The 17097-nt window shown below is 60.7% G+C and carries 15 protein-coding genes; 10 read left to right on the top strand and 5 right to left on the bottom strand.

Annotation, left to right across the window (positions count from 1 at the left end):
• The first annotated feature begins 44 nt into the window (after nt 1-44).
• The 4 genes from KSP9073_RS03850 to fnr all read left to right on the top strand — a co-directional run bounded on the left by KSP9073_RS03850 (nt 45) and on the right by fnr (nt 5635).
• The gene (locus KSP9073_RS03850; RefSeq protein ID WP_108841597.1) at nt 45-2651 is read left to right on the top strand and encodes a TRAP transporter permease; all 2607 of its coding nucleotides are present in this window, start codon (nt 45-47) and stop codon (nt 2649-2651) included.
• Between the two features lie 176 nt (nt 2652-2827).
• On the top strand, nt 2828-3256 hold the full coding sequence (locus KSP9073_RS03845; RefSeq protein WP_108841596.1) for a carboxymuconolactone decarboxylase family protein: 429 nt from the start codon (nt 2828-2830) through the stop codon (nt 3254-3256).
• 105 nt (nt 3257-3361) lie between these two features.
• Nucleotides 3362-4774 (top strand): oxygen-independent coproporphyrinogen III oxidase, encoded by a 1413-nt coding sequence (gene hemN, locus KSP9073_RS03840; protein WP_108841595.1) that lies wholly within the window; start codon nt 3362-3364, stop codon nt 4772-4774.
• 117 nt (nt 4775-4891) lie between these two features.
• Complete coding sequence (gene fnr, locus KSP9073_RS03835) at nt 4892-5635, top strand: fumarate/nitrate reduction transcriptional regulator Fnr (protein WP_108841594.1); 744 nt, start codon at nt 4892-4894, stop codon at nt 5633-5635.
• A gap of 86 nt (nt 5636-5721) precedes the next feature.
• Here fnr and KSP9073_RS03830 read toward each other — a convergent pair whose 3' ends face one another.
• Nucleotides 5722-6186, bottom strand: coding sequence for a DUF488 domain-containing protein (locus tag KSP9073_RS03830; RefSeq protein ID WP_243409103.1), 465 nt, complete (start codon nt 6184-6186; stop codon nt 5722-5724).
• 188 nt (nt 6187-6374) lie between these two features.
• Nucleotides 6375-7268 (bottom strand): alpha/beta fold hydrolase, encoded by an 894-nt coding sequence (locus KSP9073_RS03825; RefSeq protein WP_165814142.1) that lies wholly within the window; start codon nt 7266-7268, stop codon nt 6375-6377.
• A 167-nt stretch (nt 7269-7435) separates the two neighbouring features.
• Between KSP9073_RS03825 and KSP9073_RS03820 the strand changes: the two genes are divergently transcribed.
• Complete coding sequence (locus tag KSP9073_RS03820) at nt 7436-8170, top strand: ParA family protein (protein WP_108841591.1); 735 nt, start codon at nt 7436-7438, stop codon at nt 8168-8170.
• A 90-nt stretch (nt 8171-8260) separates the two neighbouring features.
• Here the strand turns inward: KSP9073_RS03820 and KSP9073_RS03815 are convergent, their stop codons facing one another.
• The gene (locus KSP9073_RS03815; protein ID WP_165814141.1) at nt 8261-8908 is read right to left on the bottom strand and encodes a DUF2780 domain-containing protein; all 648 of its coding nucleotides are present in this window, start codon (nt 8906-8908) and stop codon (nt 8261-8263) included.
• A gap of 171 nt (nt 8909-9079) precedes the next feature.
• On the opposite strand from KSP9073_RS03815, the gene KSP9073_RS03810 reads away from it, so the two are divergent.
• From KSP9073_RS03810 to KSP9073_RS03790, 5 genes are all read left to right on the top strand, one after another.
• A complete protein-coding gene (locus KSP9073_RS03810; protein ID WP_108841589.1) occupies nt 9080-10024 on the top strand; it encodes a LysR substrate-binding domain-containing protein in 945 nt (314 codons plus the stop codon).
• 97 nt (nt 10025-10121) lie between these two features.
• Nucleotides 10122-11366, top strand: coding sequence for a metal-dependent hydrolase family protein (locus tag KSP9073_RS03805; protein ID WP_108841588.1), 1245 nt, complete (start codon nt 10122-10124; stop codon nt 11364-11366).
• A 94-nt stretch (nt 11367-11460) separates the two neighbouring features.
• Nucleotides 11461-12864, top strand: coding sequence for a sodium:solute symporter family protein (locus KSP9073_RS03800; RefSeq protein WP_207771396.1), 1404 nt, complete (start codon nt 11461-11463; stop codon nt 12862-12864).
• A gap of 78 nt (nt 12865-12942) precedes the next feature.
• A complete protein-coding gene (locus tag KSP9073_RS17580; RefSeq protein ID WP_165814140.1) occupies nt 12943-13119 on the top strand; it encodes a hypothetical protein in 177 nt (58 codons plus the stop codon).
• Between the two features lie 95 nt (nt 13120-13214).
• Complete coding sequence (locus KSP9073_RS03790) at nt 13215-14417, top strand: MFS transporter (protein ID WP_108841586.1); 1203 nt, start codon at nt 13215-13217, stop codon at nt 14415-14417.
• A 10-nt stretch (nt 14418-14427) separates the two neighbouring features.
• Here KSP9073_RS03790 and KSP9073_RS03785 read toward each other — a convergent pair whose 3' ends face one another.
• Together KSP9073_RS03785 and KSP9073_RS03780 are read right to left on the bottom strand one after the other, a co-directional pair.
• The gene (locus tag KSP9073_RS03785; RefSeq protein ID WP_108841585.1) at nt 14428-16047 is read right to left on the bottom strand and encodes an L-lactate permease; all 1620 of its coding nucleotides are present in this window, start codon (nt 16045-16047) and stop codon (nt 14428-14430) included.
• Between the two features lie 26 nt (nt 16048-16073).
• Nucleotides 16074-17084: a 2-hydroxyacid dehydrogenase gene (locus KSP9073_RS03780; RefSeq protein WP_108841584.1), complete on the bottom strand. Its 1011-nt coding sequence runs from the start codon at nt 17082-17084 to the stop codon at nt 16074-16076.
• Nucleotides 17085-17097 lie beyond the last annotated feature (13 nt).

The following is a 17097-nucleotide window of genomic DNA, read 5'->3' as shown; positions in this document are numbered from 1 at the left end:
CGGGCACTCGACCCGGAAAGGTCCTGCCGCCAGAGGATGCGGACATGAACACAACTCCCCCTTCGACCGAGCGCCCGGATGTGGATGCCAGGGAACTGGCCGCCGTGGCAGACACCGGTGGACGCAAGTTACAGGGCGTCACCGGACGCCTGCTGCTGATCGTGGCCGTGACCTGGTCCCTGTTTCAGCTCTGGATCACCTCGCCGCTGCCCTACACGCTGGGCTTCGGAGTTTTCAGTGCCACTGAGGCACGCTCGATTCACCTGGCCTTTGCCCTTTTTCTGGCCTTTCTTTCCTGGCCGGCACTCAAGCGCTCGCCGACGGATCGCGTACCGGTCACGGACTGGATCATGGCGGCGGTAGCTGCCTTCTGCGCGCTCTATATCTATCTTTTTTATGCCCAGCTTTCCAACCGCCCGGGCAACCCGATCACACAGGATGTCATCGTGGGCGTCATGGGACTGGTACTGCTGCTGGAGGGCGCTCGGCGAGCGCTCGGGCCACCGCTGATGATCGTGGCGCTGGTCTTTCTGGGCTATTCACTGGCCGGGCCGTACATGCCAGGTATGCTGGCCCATCGCGGCGTCAGCTTTGAGGCCCTGATCAACCATCAATGGCTGACCACTCAGGGCGTTTTCGGCATCGCACTGGGCGTGTCCACCAGCTTCGTCTTTTTGTTCGTGCTGTTTGGCGCCCTGCTCGACAAGGCCGGCGCCGGCAATTATTTCATCAAGGTGGCCTTTTCGATGCTGGGCCATTATCGGGGCGGTCCCGCCAAGGCAGCCGTCGTGGCCTCCGGGCTGACCGGTCTGATCTCGGGCTCCTCGATTGCCAATACAGTCACCACCGGCACGTTCACCATTCCGATGATGAAGCGGGTCGGGTTTTCCTCGACCAAGGCCGGCGCCGTGGAAGTCGCCTCCTCGGTCAACGGTCAGATCATGCCACCAGTTATGGGGGCAGCCGCCTTTTTGATGGTCGAATACGTCGGCATTCCCTATGTTGATGTGATCAAGCACGCCTTTTTGCCAGCGATGATTTCCTACATCGCACTTTTCTACATTGTCCATCTCGAGGCCATGAAGGCCGGCATGCAGGGGCTAAAGAGCTCCAATCCGCCGAAGCCGTGGCTTTACAAGCTGCTGGGGTTTGCGACCGGCCTGGTGGGCCTGATGGCGCTCAGCGCCGCGGTCTATTACGGGCTGGGCTGGATCAAGCCAATGCTGGGCGAGTCCACCCCATGGGCGGTCTCGATCGCTCTGGTGCTCATCTACGTCGGACTTTTGAAGCTGGGCGCGCGCTATCCGGAACTTGAAGTCGACACGCCCGATTCCAACATCACGACCCTGCCGCAGACCCGGCCCACGGTCATGGTGGGGCTGCACTATCTGCTGCCGGTCGTGGTACTGGTCTGGTGTCTGATGGTCGAGCGGCTCTCCCCGGGGCTCTCTGCCTTCTGGGCGACCGTTTTGATGATGGTCATCATGGTGACGCAGCGCCCGCTGAGCGCGCTGTTTCGCGGCCGACTGGCGCTTGGCGAAAACCTGCGCGAAGGCGTTTTTGATCTCTGGAGCGGCCTGGTCGATGGTGCCCGCAACATGATCGGCATCGGCATTGCCACCGCCACGGCCGGCATCATTGTCGGGGCAGTCTCGCAGACCGGTGTCGGCCTGGTGCTGGCCGACCTGGTCGAGCATCTCTCCATGGGCAGCCTCTTTTTAATGCTACTGCTCACCGCGGTATTGAGCCTGATTCTGGGCATGGGGTTGCCGACCACGGCCAACTACATCGTGGTCTCGGCGCTGCTGGCGCCGGTCATCGTGCAGCTCGGTCAGCAGCAGGGGCTGATCGTGCCGCTGATCGCAGTGCATCTGTTCGTGTTCTATTTCGGCATCATGGCCGATGTCACCCCGCCGGTGGGACTGGCTTCCTTTGCCGCCGCCGCCATTTCAGGTGCCGACCCGATACGTACCGGCTTTCAGGCCTTCTGGTACAGCCTGCGCACCGCAGCGCTGCCGTTTCTGTTCATCTTCAATACCGATCTTTTGCTCATCAACGTCGATCTCTGGCACGGCATCGTGATCTTCGTGGTCGCGACCCTGGCGATGCTGGTCTTTGCTGCAGCGACACAGGGCTGGTTTATCGTGCGCAACCGCTGGCACGAAACCATTTTGCTGCTGCTGGTCGCCTTTACCCTTTTCCGCCCCGGCTTCTGGCAGGACATGATCGTGCCGCCCTTTGAAAAGATGCCGCCGGCACAGATTGCCCAGGCCTATGGCGAGCTCGAGGATGGACAGTCGATGCGGGTGACGGTCGAAGGGCTCGACGACTATGGCGCGCCCATGCGTCTTGTCATCGAGGTGCCGGCCGTGGAAGGTGACAATGGCCAGGCCCGACTGGAGAATCTGGGGCTGTCACTTCGCGAGGACGGTGATACCACTCTGGTAGACACGGTCGGCTGGGGCAGCCAGGCCAGTGAGCTGGGGCTGGACATGGATCAGACCATCGTCAGCGTCGAGCTGCCTCGTGAACGTTTTGCCAAGGAGTGGCTGTGGATACCGGCGCTGTTGGTATTGGCGCTGATCGTCTATTGGCAACGCAGGCGCCAAACAAATCACACTGAATCAGCCACGCCACAGGCGGCGTCCTGACCCATTGCGCCGCCCGGAATCGACCCGGGCGGCGCAAAAGGCCCGGAACAGCAACGGTTTGTCGATATAAAAAGATTTTAAACCATGCTCAACTTTGTAAAGGCAGGCTGTGGATTAAATTTTGCCAAGCGCGTTAAATAGGACCAGATTCATACCCTTTTGATTGAGGTGCCCTCATGACCAGTGAACGACCCAAGCGGATCGATGCGACCGATATCTACCACACGACCCGTGCGGTACGACATTGCAGTCTCGACCCTTCCATTCGCTGTCTGGCAGAGCTTCGTACCTCGCAGATCAACGGCGGCTGCGACAACTGCGAAAATCTGCGGGTCAGCGAAGCCGAAGCGCTGGGCATTGATGCCGACAAGCTGCGTGAGCTGGCACGCTGGGCTGACTCCGACCGCTTTACCGCCCGCGAACGTGCAGCACTTGCATGGTGTGAATCCTTTACCCATTTTCGTCCGGTCGATGCCAGCACTCGCATGATGGCCATCAACACCTTTTCCCCGCGTGAACTCGCCGACCTGACGCTGGCCATCGAGCTGACCAGCACCATGTCACGCGTGGCGCGCCACATGGACAACGACGTCCGCTTCGGTTGATTGATGTGCCCGGCATGAGACGCCGGCGTGATTTGATCCAGGTCAGACCTCAAAAACAGGATGCTCGTAGCATGGCATGATCACTGCCTGCCACGAGCATCTTCCATGTTGTCACCTGCTCCCCGACCCGCCTTTTCCGATGCGCTTTTCTCGCCGGACCTTGAGCTTCTAAAGCGTCATGACGGCAACGGCCCGCGCTATACGTCCTATCCTCCTGCCACAGCCTTCACCGATCATTTCGGTCAGGAGCAACTGACGCAGGCGCTGGCGCGCAGCAACGCGACCGCGCGGGCGCTGTCGCTTTATGTGCATATCCCCTTTTGCCGACGCATCTGCTTTTACTGCGGCTGCAATCGCATCGCGACCCGCCAGACCAGCATGGCCGAGCCCTATCTGGCCAGACTGACCCGGGAGATGACGCTGATGCGTCGCGATCTCGATGGCGAGCGTGTGGTCGAACAGCTTCACTGGGGCGGCGGCACTCCGACCTTTCTTGATCTGGATCAGATGAGCCGGCTGATGGACCAGCTGGGCGCGCATTTCAATCTTTCCGCCCATCCCGACCGCGACTTTGCCATCGAGATCGATCCTCGCGAGGCCGACGTTTATACCCTGCGACATCTGCAGTCGCTGGGCTTTAACCGACTGAGCCTTGGCGTACAGGATCTGAACGTACGCGTGCAAAAGGCCATCAACCGGGTCCAGCCACGTGAGCTGAGTGAAAATCTGATCGATGAGGCCCACCGGCTGGGGTTTCGCTCCCTGAACCTGGACCTGATCTACGGCCTGCCGCATCAGAGTGTGGCAAGCTTTGCCGACACGCTGGATCAGGTGATCGACATGGCGCCGGCACGGCTTTCCATTTTCAACTATGCCCACCTGCCCGAGCGCTTTCCGCCCCAGCGGCGCATCAACAGCGCCGATCTTCCGGACACGGCCACTCGCCTGGCCATCCAGTGCATGACGGTGGAGAAGCTGACGCAGGCGGGTTATGTCCATATCGGCATGGATCACTTCGCCCGACCGGATGACAGCCTGAGCGTGGCACAGCGTGAAGGACAGCTACAGCGCAACTTCCAGGGCTATACCACTCATGCCCGGTGTGACCTGGTGGGCCTGGGCGTGTCGGCCATCAGCCAGGTCGATGATGTCTACGCGCAGAACGCCGCACATCTGGAGACCTGGCAGGCGGCCATTGATGGCGGGCAGCTGGCGACCTTCCGCGGCGTACGCCTGAGCGGGGATGACCGGCTGCGCCGCCATGTGATTCATCGTTTGATGTGTGACATGCGTCTGGATTTTGAGGCCATCGAAGCCGACTTTGGCATCAACGCGTCATACTATTTCGCCAACGTGTTTGAAAGGCTTGCCACCTTTCGGCGAGACGGCCTCATCGAATATGATAAGCACTCGCTTATGGTGACCCCCATGGGACGACTGTTGATTCGCCAGCTGGCCATGACCTTTGATTCGCATCTTTCGGCCGAACATCGTCAGCAGTTCTCTCGACTTCTTTAGAAGACCGGGAGGGATTGACGAGGGCATCACCGCCCTCGTTGAGCCCAGGGACACGGGCATGGTTCATCACGACAGCGCCCGGCACACCACTCACATGTACAGGAACATGCCAGGCCAATGAACACCTCTCATCTTCACCAGACGCGCTGTCAGACCTGCTCATTGAGCTCCCTGTGCCTGCCGCTTTCCCTGTCTCTTGACGATGTTGAGCAGTTCGACACGATCGTGCGACGGCGCGCGCCATTGACCCGCGGCGAGACGCTCTACATGCAGGGCGAGGCGTTTGAAAATGTCTACGCCGTGCGCAGTGGCAGCCTCAAGCAGACCATCATCGAGGCCGACGGCGAGGAACAGATCACCAGTTTCTATCTGCCCGGCGAGCTGGTCGGTCTGGACAGCATCGATAGCGCCATCCACCCGGGCTTTTTGACCGCACTGGAGCGCACCACGGTCTGCGAAATTCCCTTCAAGCGTCTGGAAAGCCTCTCGGAGCATCTGCCGGAGCTTCGACATCAGCTCTATCGCTGCATGAGCCGCGAAATCGTCGATGATCGCCGCCTGATGCGTCTTCTATCCAGCAAGACCGCCGACGAGCGTCTGGCCAGCTTCTTTCGCAATCTCTCGGTGCGCTTTGATCGCTGTGGCCACAGCGCCGAGCGCTTTCGCCTGCCGATGTCACGCAGCGATATCGGCACCTACCTGGGGCTTGCGATCGAAACCATCAGTCGCGTACTGGGCCGATTCCAGCAGCAGGGGCTGCTCAATATTCAGGGTCGCCACGTGGAGATTCTGGACATGGCAGCACTGAGCGAGCGCGCCGGCATCGTCGCCCCCTGCTGCAGCCAGCAGCAGCGGGCCTGACGCCTTTTGCTCCCTGCCCGCCCTGCAGACAATAAAAAAACGCCCCGATCATGTCGGGGCGTTTTGCTGTTCCTGTGGCCCTTGACTCAATGCGTCCCGGCCACCGATTGAGGTTCAGTGACAGCCGATTCAGGCTCGGTGACCATCGGCTCGGGCTCAACCCCAACCGATTCTGTCTCACCGATCACACCCTCGCCACGCAGTGCCTCTAGAATGACCTCGCGCAGAATGGGCAGATGTGAGCTTTCCAGATCACGTACGGCACTAACCAGCGTCAGCCGGCGCTGACGCGCCTGATCCAGCAGTGGCTCAAGGTCGCCCGGATTGAGCTCCAGACGATAGCGACGCTCGAAGGTCGTGCGATCGATTCGCCCGCTTTCCCAGGCATGCCGAAGGCGACGGGAAGGCGCCACGGCGCGATACCACTGCTCGACTGAAAGCTCCTCTTCGCGCTTGCCACGCGGCCAGACCTGATCCACCAGCCAACGCGCCCCATCCTGCTGGGTCGAGTGCTGATAGACGCGCTTGAGGCGGACATCGCCAATAAGCATATTACCCCCTGAAATCATGTTCCCAGAGCTGAAAGCTCTTCTTCTTTTGAGGTGTCAGCCTGCCAAGAATACACCGGGTGCCAGGTCGTTTCACTCGCCAGGGACGGCTCGGCACAGTCGGCACTGACCATGATTTCTCATGCCCCATCGGCGCACGGGTGATCCCCTGCCCCGACCGCCTGCCAAAATCAGTCGTACTGTTGTGGGGTATCCAGCCAGGCAAGAATGGCCTGGGCCACCTCATCAGGGAACTCTTCATGCACCGACAGTCGCCCATGGGGCAGGAAAACGGTATCGACCCCAGACAGCGCGCCCATGGCCTGCATTTCGGCGCGTGAGCGCGGTGGCATCTTCTCACTCATGATCAAAAGCGTGCGAGCACTGGCGCCCCCGAGCGCCGCCACACAGGCCTCACGGCTATTGAAGGGATCCACGGCCCCGGTCACAAAGCGAATCGAGCCATGCCGTGCCCCGGGCGTACGGGCCACGCGACGCTTGGCCGCCAGACGCTCACCCGAGAGCCAGTTCGATGCTTCATACACGTGCTCGCCGGCCATGCGCCGTATAAACCAGTTGCTGACGTTGAGACGATAGATGCCTGCACCGATGAACGGGCGATCAAACCAGGCGCGCAGATGGCCAAACCAGGGCTTGTGCTCACCGGCCATGGTCGGCAGCGGCCCACGCCAGGTAGGCGCTATCAATACCAGCCGGTCGGCGGCGTCGGGATGCTCCTCAAGATGTCGGATGACCATGCCCGCACCGTGGCCGGCGGCAACGATCATCTCGGGCAGAAAGACGACCTCATCGAGCAGGTGATCGATAAAGGCCGTCAGCATGCCCGGTTCGGCCTCCATGAAGGGACGCGGGCGGTCGCCAAACCCCGGCCAGTCCACCGACACGGTGGTAAAGCGCTCGGCAAGCACCGCCTGCAGGGCGTCCATTTCATGACGCGTCGAGATGCTCGACAGCGCCGGCAGCATCAGCACCTCCGGACCCTGTCCGCGACGGGTTACGCCGACCTCGATGGGCATGCCACCCCACGTCCAGTGGAGCGTCTGCTCTGTCACATCACTATCCATGTCATTGCCTCTGATTACCTGGATGCCTTTACCCACCATACGCCTATCATGACATGGATCATCGGCATCCATGACGACAGGCCCATCTCATGGCTGTCATCAAAATGTCATCACACCGACACAAGCTTGATCGCCAGAATTTGTCACCCACCAACAGGAACGCTGATATGCAGATGCTGGCGCTTTACAGTATCAAGGGAGGAGTGGGAAAGACGGCATCGGCCATCAATCTGGCCGCGCAGGCAAGCCTTGCAGGACAGCGCGTACTGATCTGGGATCTGGACCCTCAGGCGGCCACCACCTTTTACCTGCGCAACAAGCCCAGAATTCGCGGCGGCGGCGTTGAAAAACTGGTCAAGGGCAAGGCCCTGCTCGAGAAAACCATTCGTGAAACCGACATGGCAGGGCTTGACCTGTTACCGGCCAGCCTCGAATCACGCGAGATGGACATGCTGCTGGAAGGGCGCAAGGCGAGCCGTCTGCGCAAGGTGCTAAAGCCCGTCAGCGATGACTATGACCTGATCGTTCTGGACTGCCCGCCAGGCCTTACCACCCTGTCAAAGCAGGTCTTTTCAAGTGTGGATGCTCTGCTGGTCCCGGTGGTGCCGACCACCCTGTCGATGAGAACCCTGAATCAGCTGCAGCAGTATCTTGATGGAGAAAACATCGCCACCCCGCTGTGGCCCTTTTTGACGCTGGTGGATCGTCGCCGCAAGCTCCATCAGGAAAGCATGGCCGACTTTCGCAAGGCATGGCCCACTCATTTATCGGCCAACATTCCCTATGCCAGCGTGGTCGAGCAGATGGGCAGCCATCAGGCACCGCTGACGCAGTTTGCCCCGCGTACGGCCGCCGCCGTGGCCTATCGCAATCTATGGGAAGAGATTTCAAAACGCCTTTAGATGGGCATTTCTGGAAGGAAAACAGACAGGGTTGAAAGGACCACAGGACCGGCTTGAGTTACCGGCCCTGAAGGGACGAAGCGTGCGAGGCTAGCGACCGGCACCCCAGATGCTGCCCAGCGAGCTCAGAAGACTGTTTGAGACGCCCTGACCACCGAGATAGCTCAGCATGACCGGCGCAAACTGACTGACCATGCCGGCATCCATGCCCAGCATGCTGAAAGCACTCGAGGTCAGCGACGACGTATTGCCGCTATTGCCATTGCCACCCATGCCCGAGAGTTTAGACAGCATCGACTGGCCGCCGGACAGCGCCTGAGCACTGGAAAGCAGGCCATCCACGCCCGGGGCCTGATTGGAAAGCTGGTTGAACTGACCGCTGCCCAGCTGACTTTTGGCCGCCGCCAGCAGCGCTGCCGACCCGCCAATGGCCTGGGTCTTGCTGACCCCCAGCTGTCCGGTCAGCTGCTCGATGAGCTGTGAGGCCTGACCTAGGTTACTGTCGGTGGTGCCCACGGCCGCGGCCTGCTGCTGGCGAGGCGCCTTGTCCAGATTCAGGAAGTTGCCTACCTGTGACGAGAGCCCTTGCTGATTCTGCGACGCTGCAGGCTGACTCTGCGTGTTCTGGCTGTTCATCGCCTCCATGGCTTTATTGACGTCGCCCAGATTGAACGCCAGCGCCGAGGTCGACATGCCAATCATGCCTACGCTTGCCAGTACCGCCATTGTCTTTTTCAACGATGCTCTCCTGCAGTGGTCACGCCAGAAACTGGCGCGTCCGAAAATGATCATCTCGATGTGATTGGACAAGGCCACGGCACCGAGGTTCGGCCAACCCTGGCACAGCCGCCACACTTTTGCCGCAGATAACGTACGCTCATCGCCTCCCACTTTTGCTGGAGTTGTCCCATGCGCATGTCTCCCCTGCCACCGCTGAATGCTTTGGTGGCCTTTGAGGCTGCAGTTCGACACATGAGTTTCACCCGCGCCGCCAGTGAACTGAACCTCTCACAGAGCGCCGTGAGCCGACAGATTGTTCATCTTGAGCAGTTTCTGGGCCGCGCCCTGTTTGTTCGAAAGCCACGACAACTGGTACTGACACAGGCCGGAGAAAGCTATGCCCGTCATGTACATGCCATGCTTGAAGAGTGTGTTCACGCCACCTCCGAGATCATGAAAAGTGCCGCGGAGAACGAGCTGACGATCGCCTGCACAGCGGGTACTGCCATGTACTGGCTGACGCCACGATTGAGCCAGTTTCGACGTGAGCACTCTCACATCAAGCTGCGTCTGATTGTACGAGACGACATCTCCACGCTCTCACCGTTCGAATTCGACCTCGGACTCTATTATCTAAAATCGGGGGTCATGGAGGGTTTTGACACGATGCCTCTGATGTCGGAAGAGGTGTTTCCGGTCTGCTCACCGGACTACCTCATGGCGTGCCGTGCCCGGCACGGTCTGGCAGCTGATGAAGACCTGACACCCGCCATGCTGGCCTGCGAAACCCTGCTGGTGCTTGAGGATGCCCAGAGCCTCTGGATTGCCTGGCCGGACTGGTTTCGCCATCACGGAGTAACCGCTCGGCTCTCTCGCAACATCGTCTTCAACCACTATCCGGCGCTGGTCGAGATGGCCATTCTGGGTCAGGGCGTACTGCTGGGATGGCGCCACGTTATCGACAGTCTGATCGATCAGGGGCGACTACTCCAGGCATCCCCGCACTCGGCCAGTCAGGGCGGCGGACATGTGCTTCTGACCCCGCAGTCACGTCGCGAAAACCACGCCACCAGGCTTTTCAAGCGGTGGCTCACGGAGAGGACGTCTCTCACAATGAATGCGCACCATGCATGACCCCATGCATTTTTGTCGCTTTTCACCCGGCACTCGCGCTGATTAGCCTCAAGGCACATCTCAATTGCCAAGATTCAATAATCACAAGAGAGCCACCATGTCAGATGTCACCTCGTTTCTGCTATGCAACGCCCGCCTGGTCGATGGCACTTCCCCAGCGCCACGGGAAAATGTCAGCGTTCTGATCGAAAACGATCGCATCACCCAGGTTTCCGAGTCCGCCATCGAGGCGCCCAATGCCACTCGACTGGATCTGGCAGGGCGTACGCTGATGCCTGGATTGATCGACTGTCACGTGCATGTGGTTGCCACCACGGCGGATCTGGGCGCCAACGCCCAGCTCCCTGACTCACTGATCACCGCACGCTCAACCCGCATCATGCGCGACATGCTGATGCGTGGCTTTACAACCGTGCGCGATGTGGGCGGCGCGGATCGTGGTCTACAGCAAGCCGTCGCCGAGGGCTATTTTGAGGGCCCTGAGGTTGTCATTTGCGGCAAGGCCCTGTCACAGACCGGCGGGCATACCGACTATCGTGGCTTCTACGATGAGCGCGATGACCAATATCAGACTCGCCGGCTGGGCTCTCTGGGGCGCATCTGTGACGGGGTGGACACCGTGCGCCGAGCCACCCGTGAAGAAATCAAGTCGGGAGCCCAGTTCATCAAGGTCATGGCCAATGGCGGCGTCTCCTCTCCCAGCGATCCGATCGACTTTTTGAGCTATTCGGTAGGCGAACTGGAGGCAATCGTGGAGGAAGCCAGCAACGCGCAAACCTACGTCAGCGCTCACCTCTATACCGACGAGGCTATCCGTCGTGCAGTGCTGGCCGGTATCCGGTCGCTGGAGCACTGCAACCTGATCACCCTGGAGACGGCACGTCTGGCAGCCGAGAAAGGCGCCATGGCCTGCCCGACACTGGTCACCTACGAAATGCTCAAACAGGAAGGTGCACAGTACGGACTCAAGCCCGACTCTGTCGCCAAGGTCGATGACGTTCGTCTCGCGGGCCTTGAAAGCCTGAAAATCATGCGTGAGGCCGGCCTGACCATGGCCTATGGCAGCGACCTGCTCGGCGAAATGCACCGCCATCAGTCCGAAGAGTTCGTCATCCGTACCCGAGTGCTCCCGGCACATGACGTCATCCGCAGTGCCACCCTGGACGCTGCCCGCCTGCTGCGCCGTGAGGGCGACATCGGCTGCATCGCGCCCGGCGCACGCGCCGACCTGATCGTGGTCGACGGCAACCCGCTGGAAGACATGAGCCTTCTGACCGGTCAGGGCGCACACATGCCACTGATCATGCAGTCCGGACGTCTGATCAAGCACCAGCTCCAATAAGCCTGAAGCCTCCGGTGCCAGACCGGAGGCTCTGGCACCCCTTGCCAATAAACGACATGACCGCCTGATAACAACCACAAAGGGAGGACAGGCCATGCACGCACTGTACGTCATGGGCTATATCGCGCTGATGCTGGTGATCGGCTTCTATTTTTCGCGACGCAAGGTACACGATGACAGCGATTTCATTGTCGCTGGTCGCTCACTGTCTACCATGGTGCTCACGGCAACGCTGCTGGCCACTTTTGTGGGCTCCGGGTCGATCGTGGGCGGTGCCAGCTTTGTCTTTCAATATGGACCGGGCGCTGCCATCTTCTTTTTCGCCGGCATTCCGGTCGCAGCGCTGTTGATCTACTTTCTGCTGGCCTCGAAAATGCGGCGTAGCGAGGCCACCACAATCCCCGGGCTGATCGAGGCACGATTTGGGCCAACGGCGCGCACACTGGCCTCACTGATCATCCTGCTCGCCTACGTGGGCATCGTGTCCTATCAGTTTACTGGTGCGGGACAGGCGCTCAATCTCGCCTTCGGGCTGCCGGTCTGGCAGGGCGTGCTTATTTCGGCGGCCGTCATGATCGGTCTTGCCACCATGGGCGGTCTGATCTCGGTGGCCTACACCGACTACATGAGCGCCGTGATCATTTTCATCAGCATGCTGATGGCCGTGCCGCTTGTGCTCGCACCGCTTGGCGGTCTCGACGGGCTTTATAAGGCTCTGCCGCAGGTGCAACAGTCGCTGCTTGGTGGTCTCTCCCCCTGGCAAGCAATGGGTTATTTTCTGCCACTGTTCCTGCTGATTCTGGGCGATCAGAATCTTTTTCAGCGCTTTGCTGCCGCACGTGATCCAGCCACCGCACGCAAGGCCGCCATGGGGCTGGTGATCGCCTCCATTGCCTGCACCTCCCTGATCGTACTGCTGGTATGCGCCACACGCGTGCTCTACCCCGAGATCACGCCGTCCACAGCCATGATGACACTGGCCCAGCAGGGTCTGCCCACCGTGATTGGCGGCTTTTTGCTGGCCTCGATCGTGGCACTGCTTCTGACCACAGGTAACTCTTATCTGTTATCGGCCTCGGCGAGTCTCACTCAGGACATCCTGGGCGGGCTTTTCAAGATACGTATCGCGCCGCACCGGGCATTGCTGGCCAATCGCCTGACCGTGGTTGGCCTGGGCGTACTGGCCTGGGTGCTGGGGGCTTTCTTTCCCAGCGTGCTGGCCATGCAGATGTACTCCTACGGCATGTACGGCGCCGCCATCACACCGGTCTTTCTGGCCGCACTGCTCTGGCCTCGCGCCACACCAGCAGGTGCCGTCGCAGCCATGGTCGTTGGCGGCCTTGTCACGCTTGTCTGGGAAATTGTTCTGGGTAAGCCAATGGGCTGGAACAGCGTGCTGGTGGCCATGCCACTCGCAACGCTGACAATGATTGCCATCAGCCTCATGAAGCGCCCGGCACATCTGTCAGGCGCTACAACGACCGGAAATAACGGGTAATGCTCAAACTGTTCATGCGTTTGAAACCCATGACGTCAGGTCATCATGTCAGCCGTCATCGGTCAGGAAAATATCGACATGCCTTCTCTGTTTCGTACGCTTTGCACGGCGCTTTTGATGGTCACTCTGGCGGCCTGCAGCTATCAGCCGGCACGCATCAACCCGGAGCCGGCCGTGATCATCGGTGATGGTCATCATGGCCACGGCAATGGCAACTTCTGCCCGCCCGGTCAGGCCAAAAAGGGCAACTGCTGACACACGACGCCTTCGGGCGTCGTTTTTTATCCTGACCTGAAGGCGATCTTCTTCTCGATCTGTACCAGGCTTCCAGCACAACAGGGAGTCCCTTCATGTCCAGATCTGCCACATCGACACAGCGCTCACCGGGGCGCGTTTCATTTCTGCTGGTCACCTTCGCCTTTTTGATGGCCATGCTGGGCACCACATTGCCGACCCCGCTCTATCCGATCTATCAGCAACGAATGGATTATTCCCAGATCATCATCACGGTCATCTTTGCCGCCTACGCCGTAGGGGTGATTACCGCCCTGATCGGTTTTGGCAGCTGGTCGGATCAGCTGGGACGACGACGACTGTTGATCGCAGGCCTGGCGCTGGCAGTGGTCAGTGACGTGGTCTTTCTTTCAAGCCCCGAGCTGGTGCCGCTGTTGATCGGGCGACTTCTGTCGGGCATGTCCGCAGGGATCTTTACCGGCACGGCGACGGTCGCCGTGATCGAACAGGCGCCGCCCGAGTGGCAAAAGGGTGCAACGCTGACCGCCACAGCCACCAATGTCATGGGGCTGGGCCTTGGGCCACTGGTCGCGGGCGTACTGGCACAGTACGTGGCCTGGCCTTTGCATCTGCCCTACGCACTGCACATCGTGCTCTGTGCGCTGGCCATGATGGGCGTATGGTGGGCGCCGGAGACGGTCGAGCGCCCAGAACGCGTACGCCTTCGAATTCAGCGGCTGGGCATCCCGGATGAAGTGCGCGGCGTTTTCGTCCCTGCCGGCATTGCAGGCTTTGCCGGCACTGCCGTGTTGGGGCTTTTCACCGCGGCGGCGCCCTCCTTTGTGCAAAAAACACTCGGCATCGACAACCTGGCCATGATTGGCGTGGTGGTCATCACCCTTTTCATCGCCTCTGCACTGGGGCAGGCGGGTATGCGCTTTATTCCGGAGCGCAAGCGTCTGATCGTCGGCTGTCTGATCCTGGCGGTGGGTGTACTGGTGGTGGGCGGGGCAATTGGCGTGGCCTCACTGTGGCTGATGCTCGCCGGAGCGGCGATATCAGGGGCCGGTCAGGGCATCACTCTGCGCTCGGGGCTGGGTGAGGTGGTCGGTGCCTCGCCAAAGGATCGCAAGAGCGAGGTGACCTCGACCTACTTCGTGGTGATCTACGTGGCGATCTCGCTGCCCGTCGTCGGGCTGGGCGTCACGGCAGCATTGACCAGCCTGGTGGCTGCCGGCATTGCCTTTTCCGTGATTGTCGCGGCACTGGCGCTGATTGCCATGGGGCTTTTGATCCGGCGTCAGCGCCGCGAGGACTGAGTAAGCAATGCTACACCAGCAGGGAGAGCCCGAAGGTCCAGAGGCAGGCATAGACCAGCAGCGCCAGGCTAAAGCGCAGTGTCGCGCGCATGATGGCAGACTCCTGACCGACCAGCCCCACCGCCCCCGCTGCGATGGCAATCGACTGAGGTGACACTACCTTGGCCATGACGCCGCCAATGGTATTGGCCGCGACCAGAAGGGCCTGACTGGTGCCGATCTGACCGGCCGTGACGGCCTGCAGATGGGCAAACAGGACATTGTTGTTGACGACCGAGCCGGTGATGAACACGCCTAGCCAGCCGATGACCGGGGAGATCAGCGGAAAGGCCCGACCAGTCTCGGCCAGCGCCAGCCCAAGCGTTGAAGATGTGCCCGAGAAGTTGGCCACATAGGCCACCGCCATCACCAGACATATCGTGGCCAGCGGCCGCCACAGGTCACGCACCGCGACCATCAGCTGACCGGCGCTCTGTCGCAGTGACAGGGTTTTAGAGGTGAGCGTGGTCACGATGACAGACAGTAAAATGGCCGTGCCTGCTGCCCCCACCAGCTCTATCTTCCATAGCGCCGGCAAGGCATGAGGGGCCATGGCAATGGGCGGCAGTTCCTGCACCTGCAGGTGAAGTCCCGGAATCGGCAGTTGCAGTACAGTGGCCGCAAGCGCCCCACCGGTCGCCAACACGGCCCGAATGGCCGGCAGACTCCAGACCATGATGATCACGGTAAGAATGTAAAACGGTGACCAGGCCAGCAGTACAGCCTTCAGTGGCCAGCGTTTGGCGCTGACCGCCGGCGCATCGGGTTCCCGATACACACGCTCTGGCCGCCACACGCGCATGAACAGTGCCAGTGCACCCATGGAAAGCAGCGGCGGCACGACATCAACCAGCTCAGGGCCCAGCAGCCACAGCACCAGTGCCTGACTGCCCGAAAACAGCACGCCGATCAGCACGACCACAGGCCAGGTCTGTCTCAAACCGCGCCAGCCATCCAGGATCATCACCAGAAGGGCCGGAATAAACAGCGTGGAAAGCTGCAAAATGGCCATCAGCATTGGCGCCAGCGCGCTTGTGGTCACGCCGCCCTGCTGCGCGCCAACAATGATGGGAATCCCGATGGCGCCATAGGCGCCGGCCGCAGCATTGGCGACCAGACACAGCATGGCCGCCCGAATCGGCTTGAACCCCAGCTCTACCAGCAGCGCGGCACAAATGGCGATCGGCACGCCAAAGCCCGCCACCCCTTCAAGAAAGGCCCCAAAGCAGAAGGCGATCAGCAGAACCTGAATGCGCTGATCCTCCGAGACAGTCGCGATGCTGCCGCGGATGATCTCGAACTTGCCGCTTTTGACGGCCACCCGGTACAGCCACACGGCCATCAACACGATATAACCGATCGGCCAGAGCCCGTTGGCCACGCCATAAAGGGCCGCCATCACCGCCTTTGACAGGGGCATGTGAAATAGCCATAGCGCCATGACCAGCGACAGGCCCAGGGTGATGGCCGCCGCCGTCAGGGCCTTGAGCCGGAGCACGGTCAGCGCCAGCAAAAAGAATACCATGGGAATGGCCGCGGCCAGCGCCGACCATATCGGCTGGTTGAGCGGATCGTAGAGCTGTTGCCACATGAGCAGACCCTCCCTGGGATCAGTGATCAGTACGAGGCCTGCATCAGGGCATTGTCACAGTGGCCGCCACGCGTCAGACAGAGCAGGTTCTGAAAGGTGACCTGAGCGATCTCGCGCAGGGCCTCGACCGTAAAAAAGCCCTGGTGGCCGGTCACCAGCACGTTGGGAAAGGTCATGAGCCGCGAGAACACATCGTCGTCGATGATTTCGGAAGATCGGTCCTGAAAGAACAGCCCGCTTTCCTGCTCGTAGACATCGATGGCCAGCGCCCCGAGCTGGCGCAACTTGAGCGCCTCGATCACGGCGCAGGTATCAATCAGTGCCCCGCGGGAGGTGTTGATCAGCATGGCGCCGGGTTTCATGCGCGCAAGGGACGCCTCATTGATCAGGTGATGGGTGGCGTCCGTCAGCGGGCAGTGCAGTGACACGATGTCGGCGCGGGCCAGCAGCGTGTCCACATCCACGACCTCTCCGATGTCGGCGAAGGCCGGCGCGGGAAACGGATCACTGCCCAGTACCCGACACCCCAGCCCTTTAAAGATGCGCGCCGTGGCCAGGCCAATCCGACCGGTACCTACAATGCCGACTGTCTTGCCGTTCATCGTCATGCCCAGCAGGCCATCGAGGGCAAAGTTGCCCTCCCGCACGCGGTTGAAGGCGCGATGGGTATGGCGATTGAGCGTCATGGCCAGTGCCAGCGCATGCTCGGCGACGGCCTCGGGCGAATAGGCCGGCACCCTGGCGACGAAAAACCCGAGCCGCTCGGCGGCGTCCAGATCGATGTTGTTGAACCCGGCACAGCGCAGCACGATCGCCCTGACGCCCATGTTGGCCAGCGCCTCGAGCACGGTCTTGTCCAGCACGTCATTGACGAACACGCACACGGCGTCACTGCCCTCGGCCAGCGCCGTGGTTTGATGGGTCAGCGTGGTTTTTTGATACACCAGCTCGAACGAGTCATTGGCAAAGCCCTCGAGCCGGGCCTCTTCAAAGAAACGTTCATCATAGGGCTGGGCACTATAGAGGGTGACTTTCATGAAACTCTCCGCA

The sequence above is a fragment of the Kushneria phyllosphaerae genome, assembly GCF_900312995.1.
Lineage (GTDB): Bacteria > Pseudomonadota > Gammaproteobacteria > Pseudomonadales > Halomonadaceae > Kushneria > Kushneria phyllosphaerae.
The sequence above is the reverse complement of the archived record's forward strand: the minus strand, read 5'-3'. Positions and strand labels throughout refer to the sequence as shown.

Bases quoted from the DNA above. Each gene is read 5' to 3' on its own strand.
- KSP9073_RS17580 (WP_165814140.1), top strand. From the start codon at position 12,943: ATGCCTTCTCTGTTTCGTACGCTTTGCACGGCGCTTTTGATGGTCACT.
- KSP9073_RS03805 (WP_108841588.1), top strand. From the start codon at position 10,122: ATGTCAGATGTCACCTCGTTTCTGCTATGCAACGCCCGCCTGGTCGAT.
- KSP9073_RS03800 (WP_207771396.1), top strand. From the start codon at position 11,461: ATGCACGCACTGTACGTCATGGGCTATATCGCGCTGATGCTGGTGATC.
- KSP9073_RS03825 (WP_165814142.1), bottom strand. From the start codon at position 7,268: ATGGATAGTGATGTGACAGAGCAGACGCTCCACTGGACGTGGGGTGGC.
- KSP9073_RS03845 (WP_108841596.1), top strand. From the start codon at position 2,828: ATGACCAGTGAACGACCCAAGCGGATCGATGCGACCGATATCTACCAC.
- KSP9073_RS03850 (WP_108841597.1), top strand. From the start codon at position 45: ATGAACACAACTCCCCCTTCGACCGAGCGCCCGGATGTGGATGCCAGG.
- KSP9073_RS03820 (WP_108841591.1), top strand. From the start codon at position 7,436: ATGCAGATGCTGGCGCTTTACAGTATCAAGGGAGGAGTGGGAAAGACG.
- KSP9073_RS03790 (WP_108841586.1), top strand. From the start codon at position 13,215: ATGTCCAGATCTGCCACATCGACACAGCGCTCACCGGGGCGCGTTTCA.
- fnr (WP_108841594.1), top strand. From the start codon at position 4,892: ATGAACACCTCTCATCTTCACCAGACGCGCTGTCAGACCTGCTCATTG.
- KSP9073_RS03810 (WP_108841589.1), top strand. From the start codon at position 9,080: ATGCGCATGTCTCCCCTGCCACCGCTGAATGCTTTGGTGGCCTTTGAG.
- hemN (WP_108841595.1), top strand. From the start codon at position 3,362: ATGTTGTCACCTGCTCCCCGACCCGCCTTTTCCGATGCGCTTTTCTCG.
- KSP9073_RS03785 (WP_108841585.1), bottom strand. From the start codon at position 16,047: ATGTGGCAACAGCTCTACGATCCGCTCAACCAGCCGATATGGTCGGCG.
- KSP9073_RS03830 (WP_243409103.1), bottom strand. From the start codon at position 6,186: ATGCTTATTGGCGATGTCCGCCTCAAGCGCGTCTATCAGCACTCGACC.
- KSP9073_RS03780 (WP_108841584.1), bottom strand. From the start codon at position 17,084: ATGAAAGTCACCCTCTATAGTGCCCAGCCCTATGATGAACGTTTCTTT.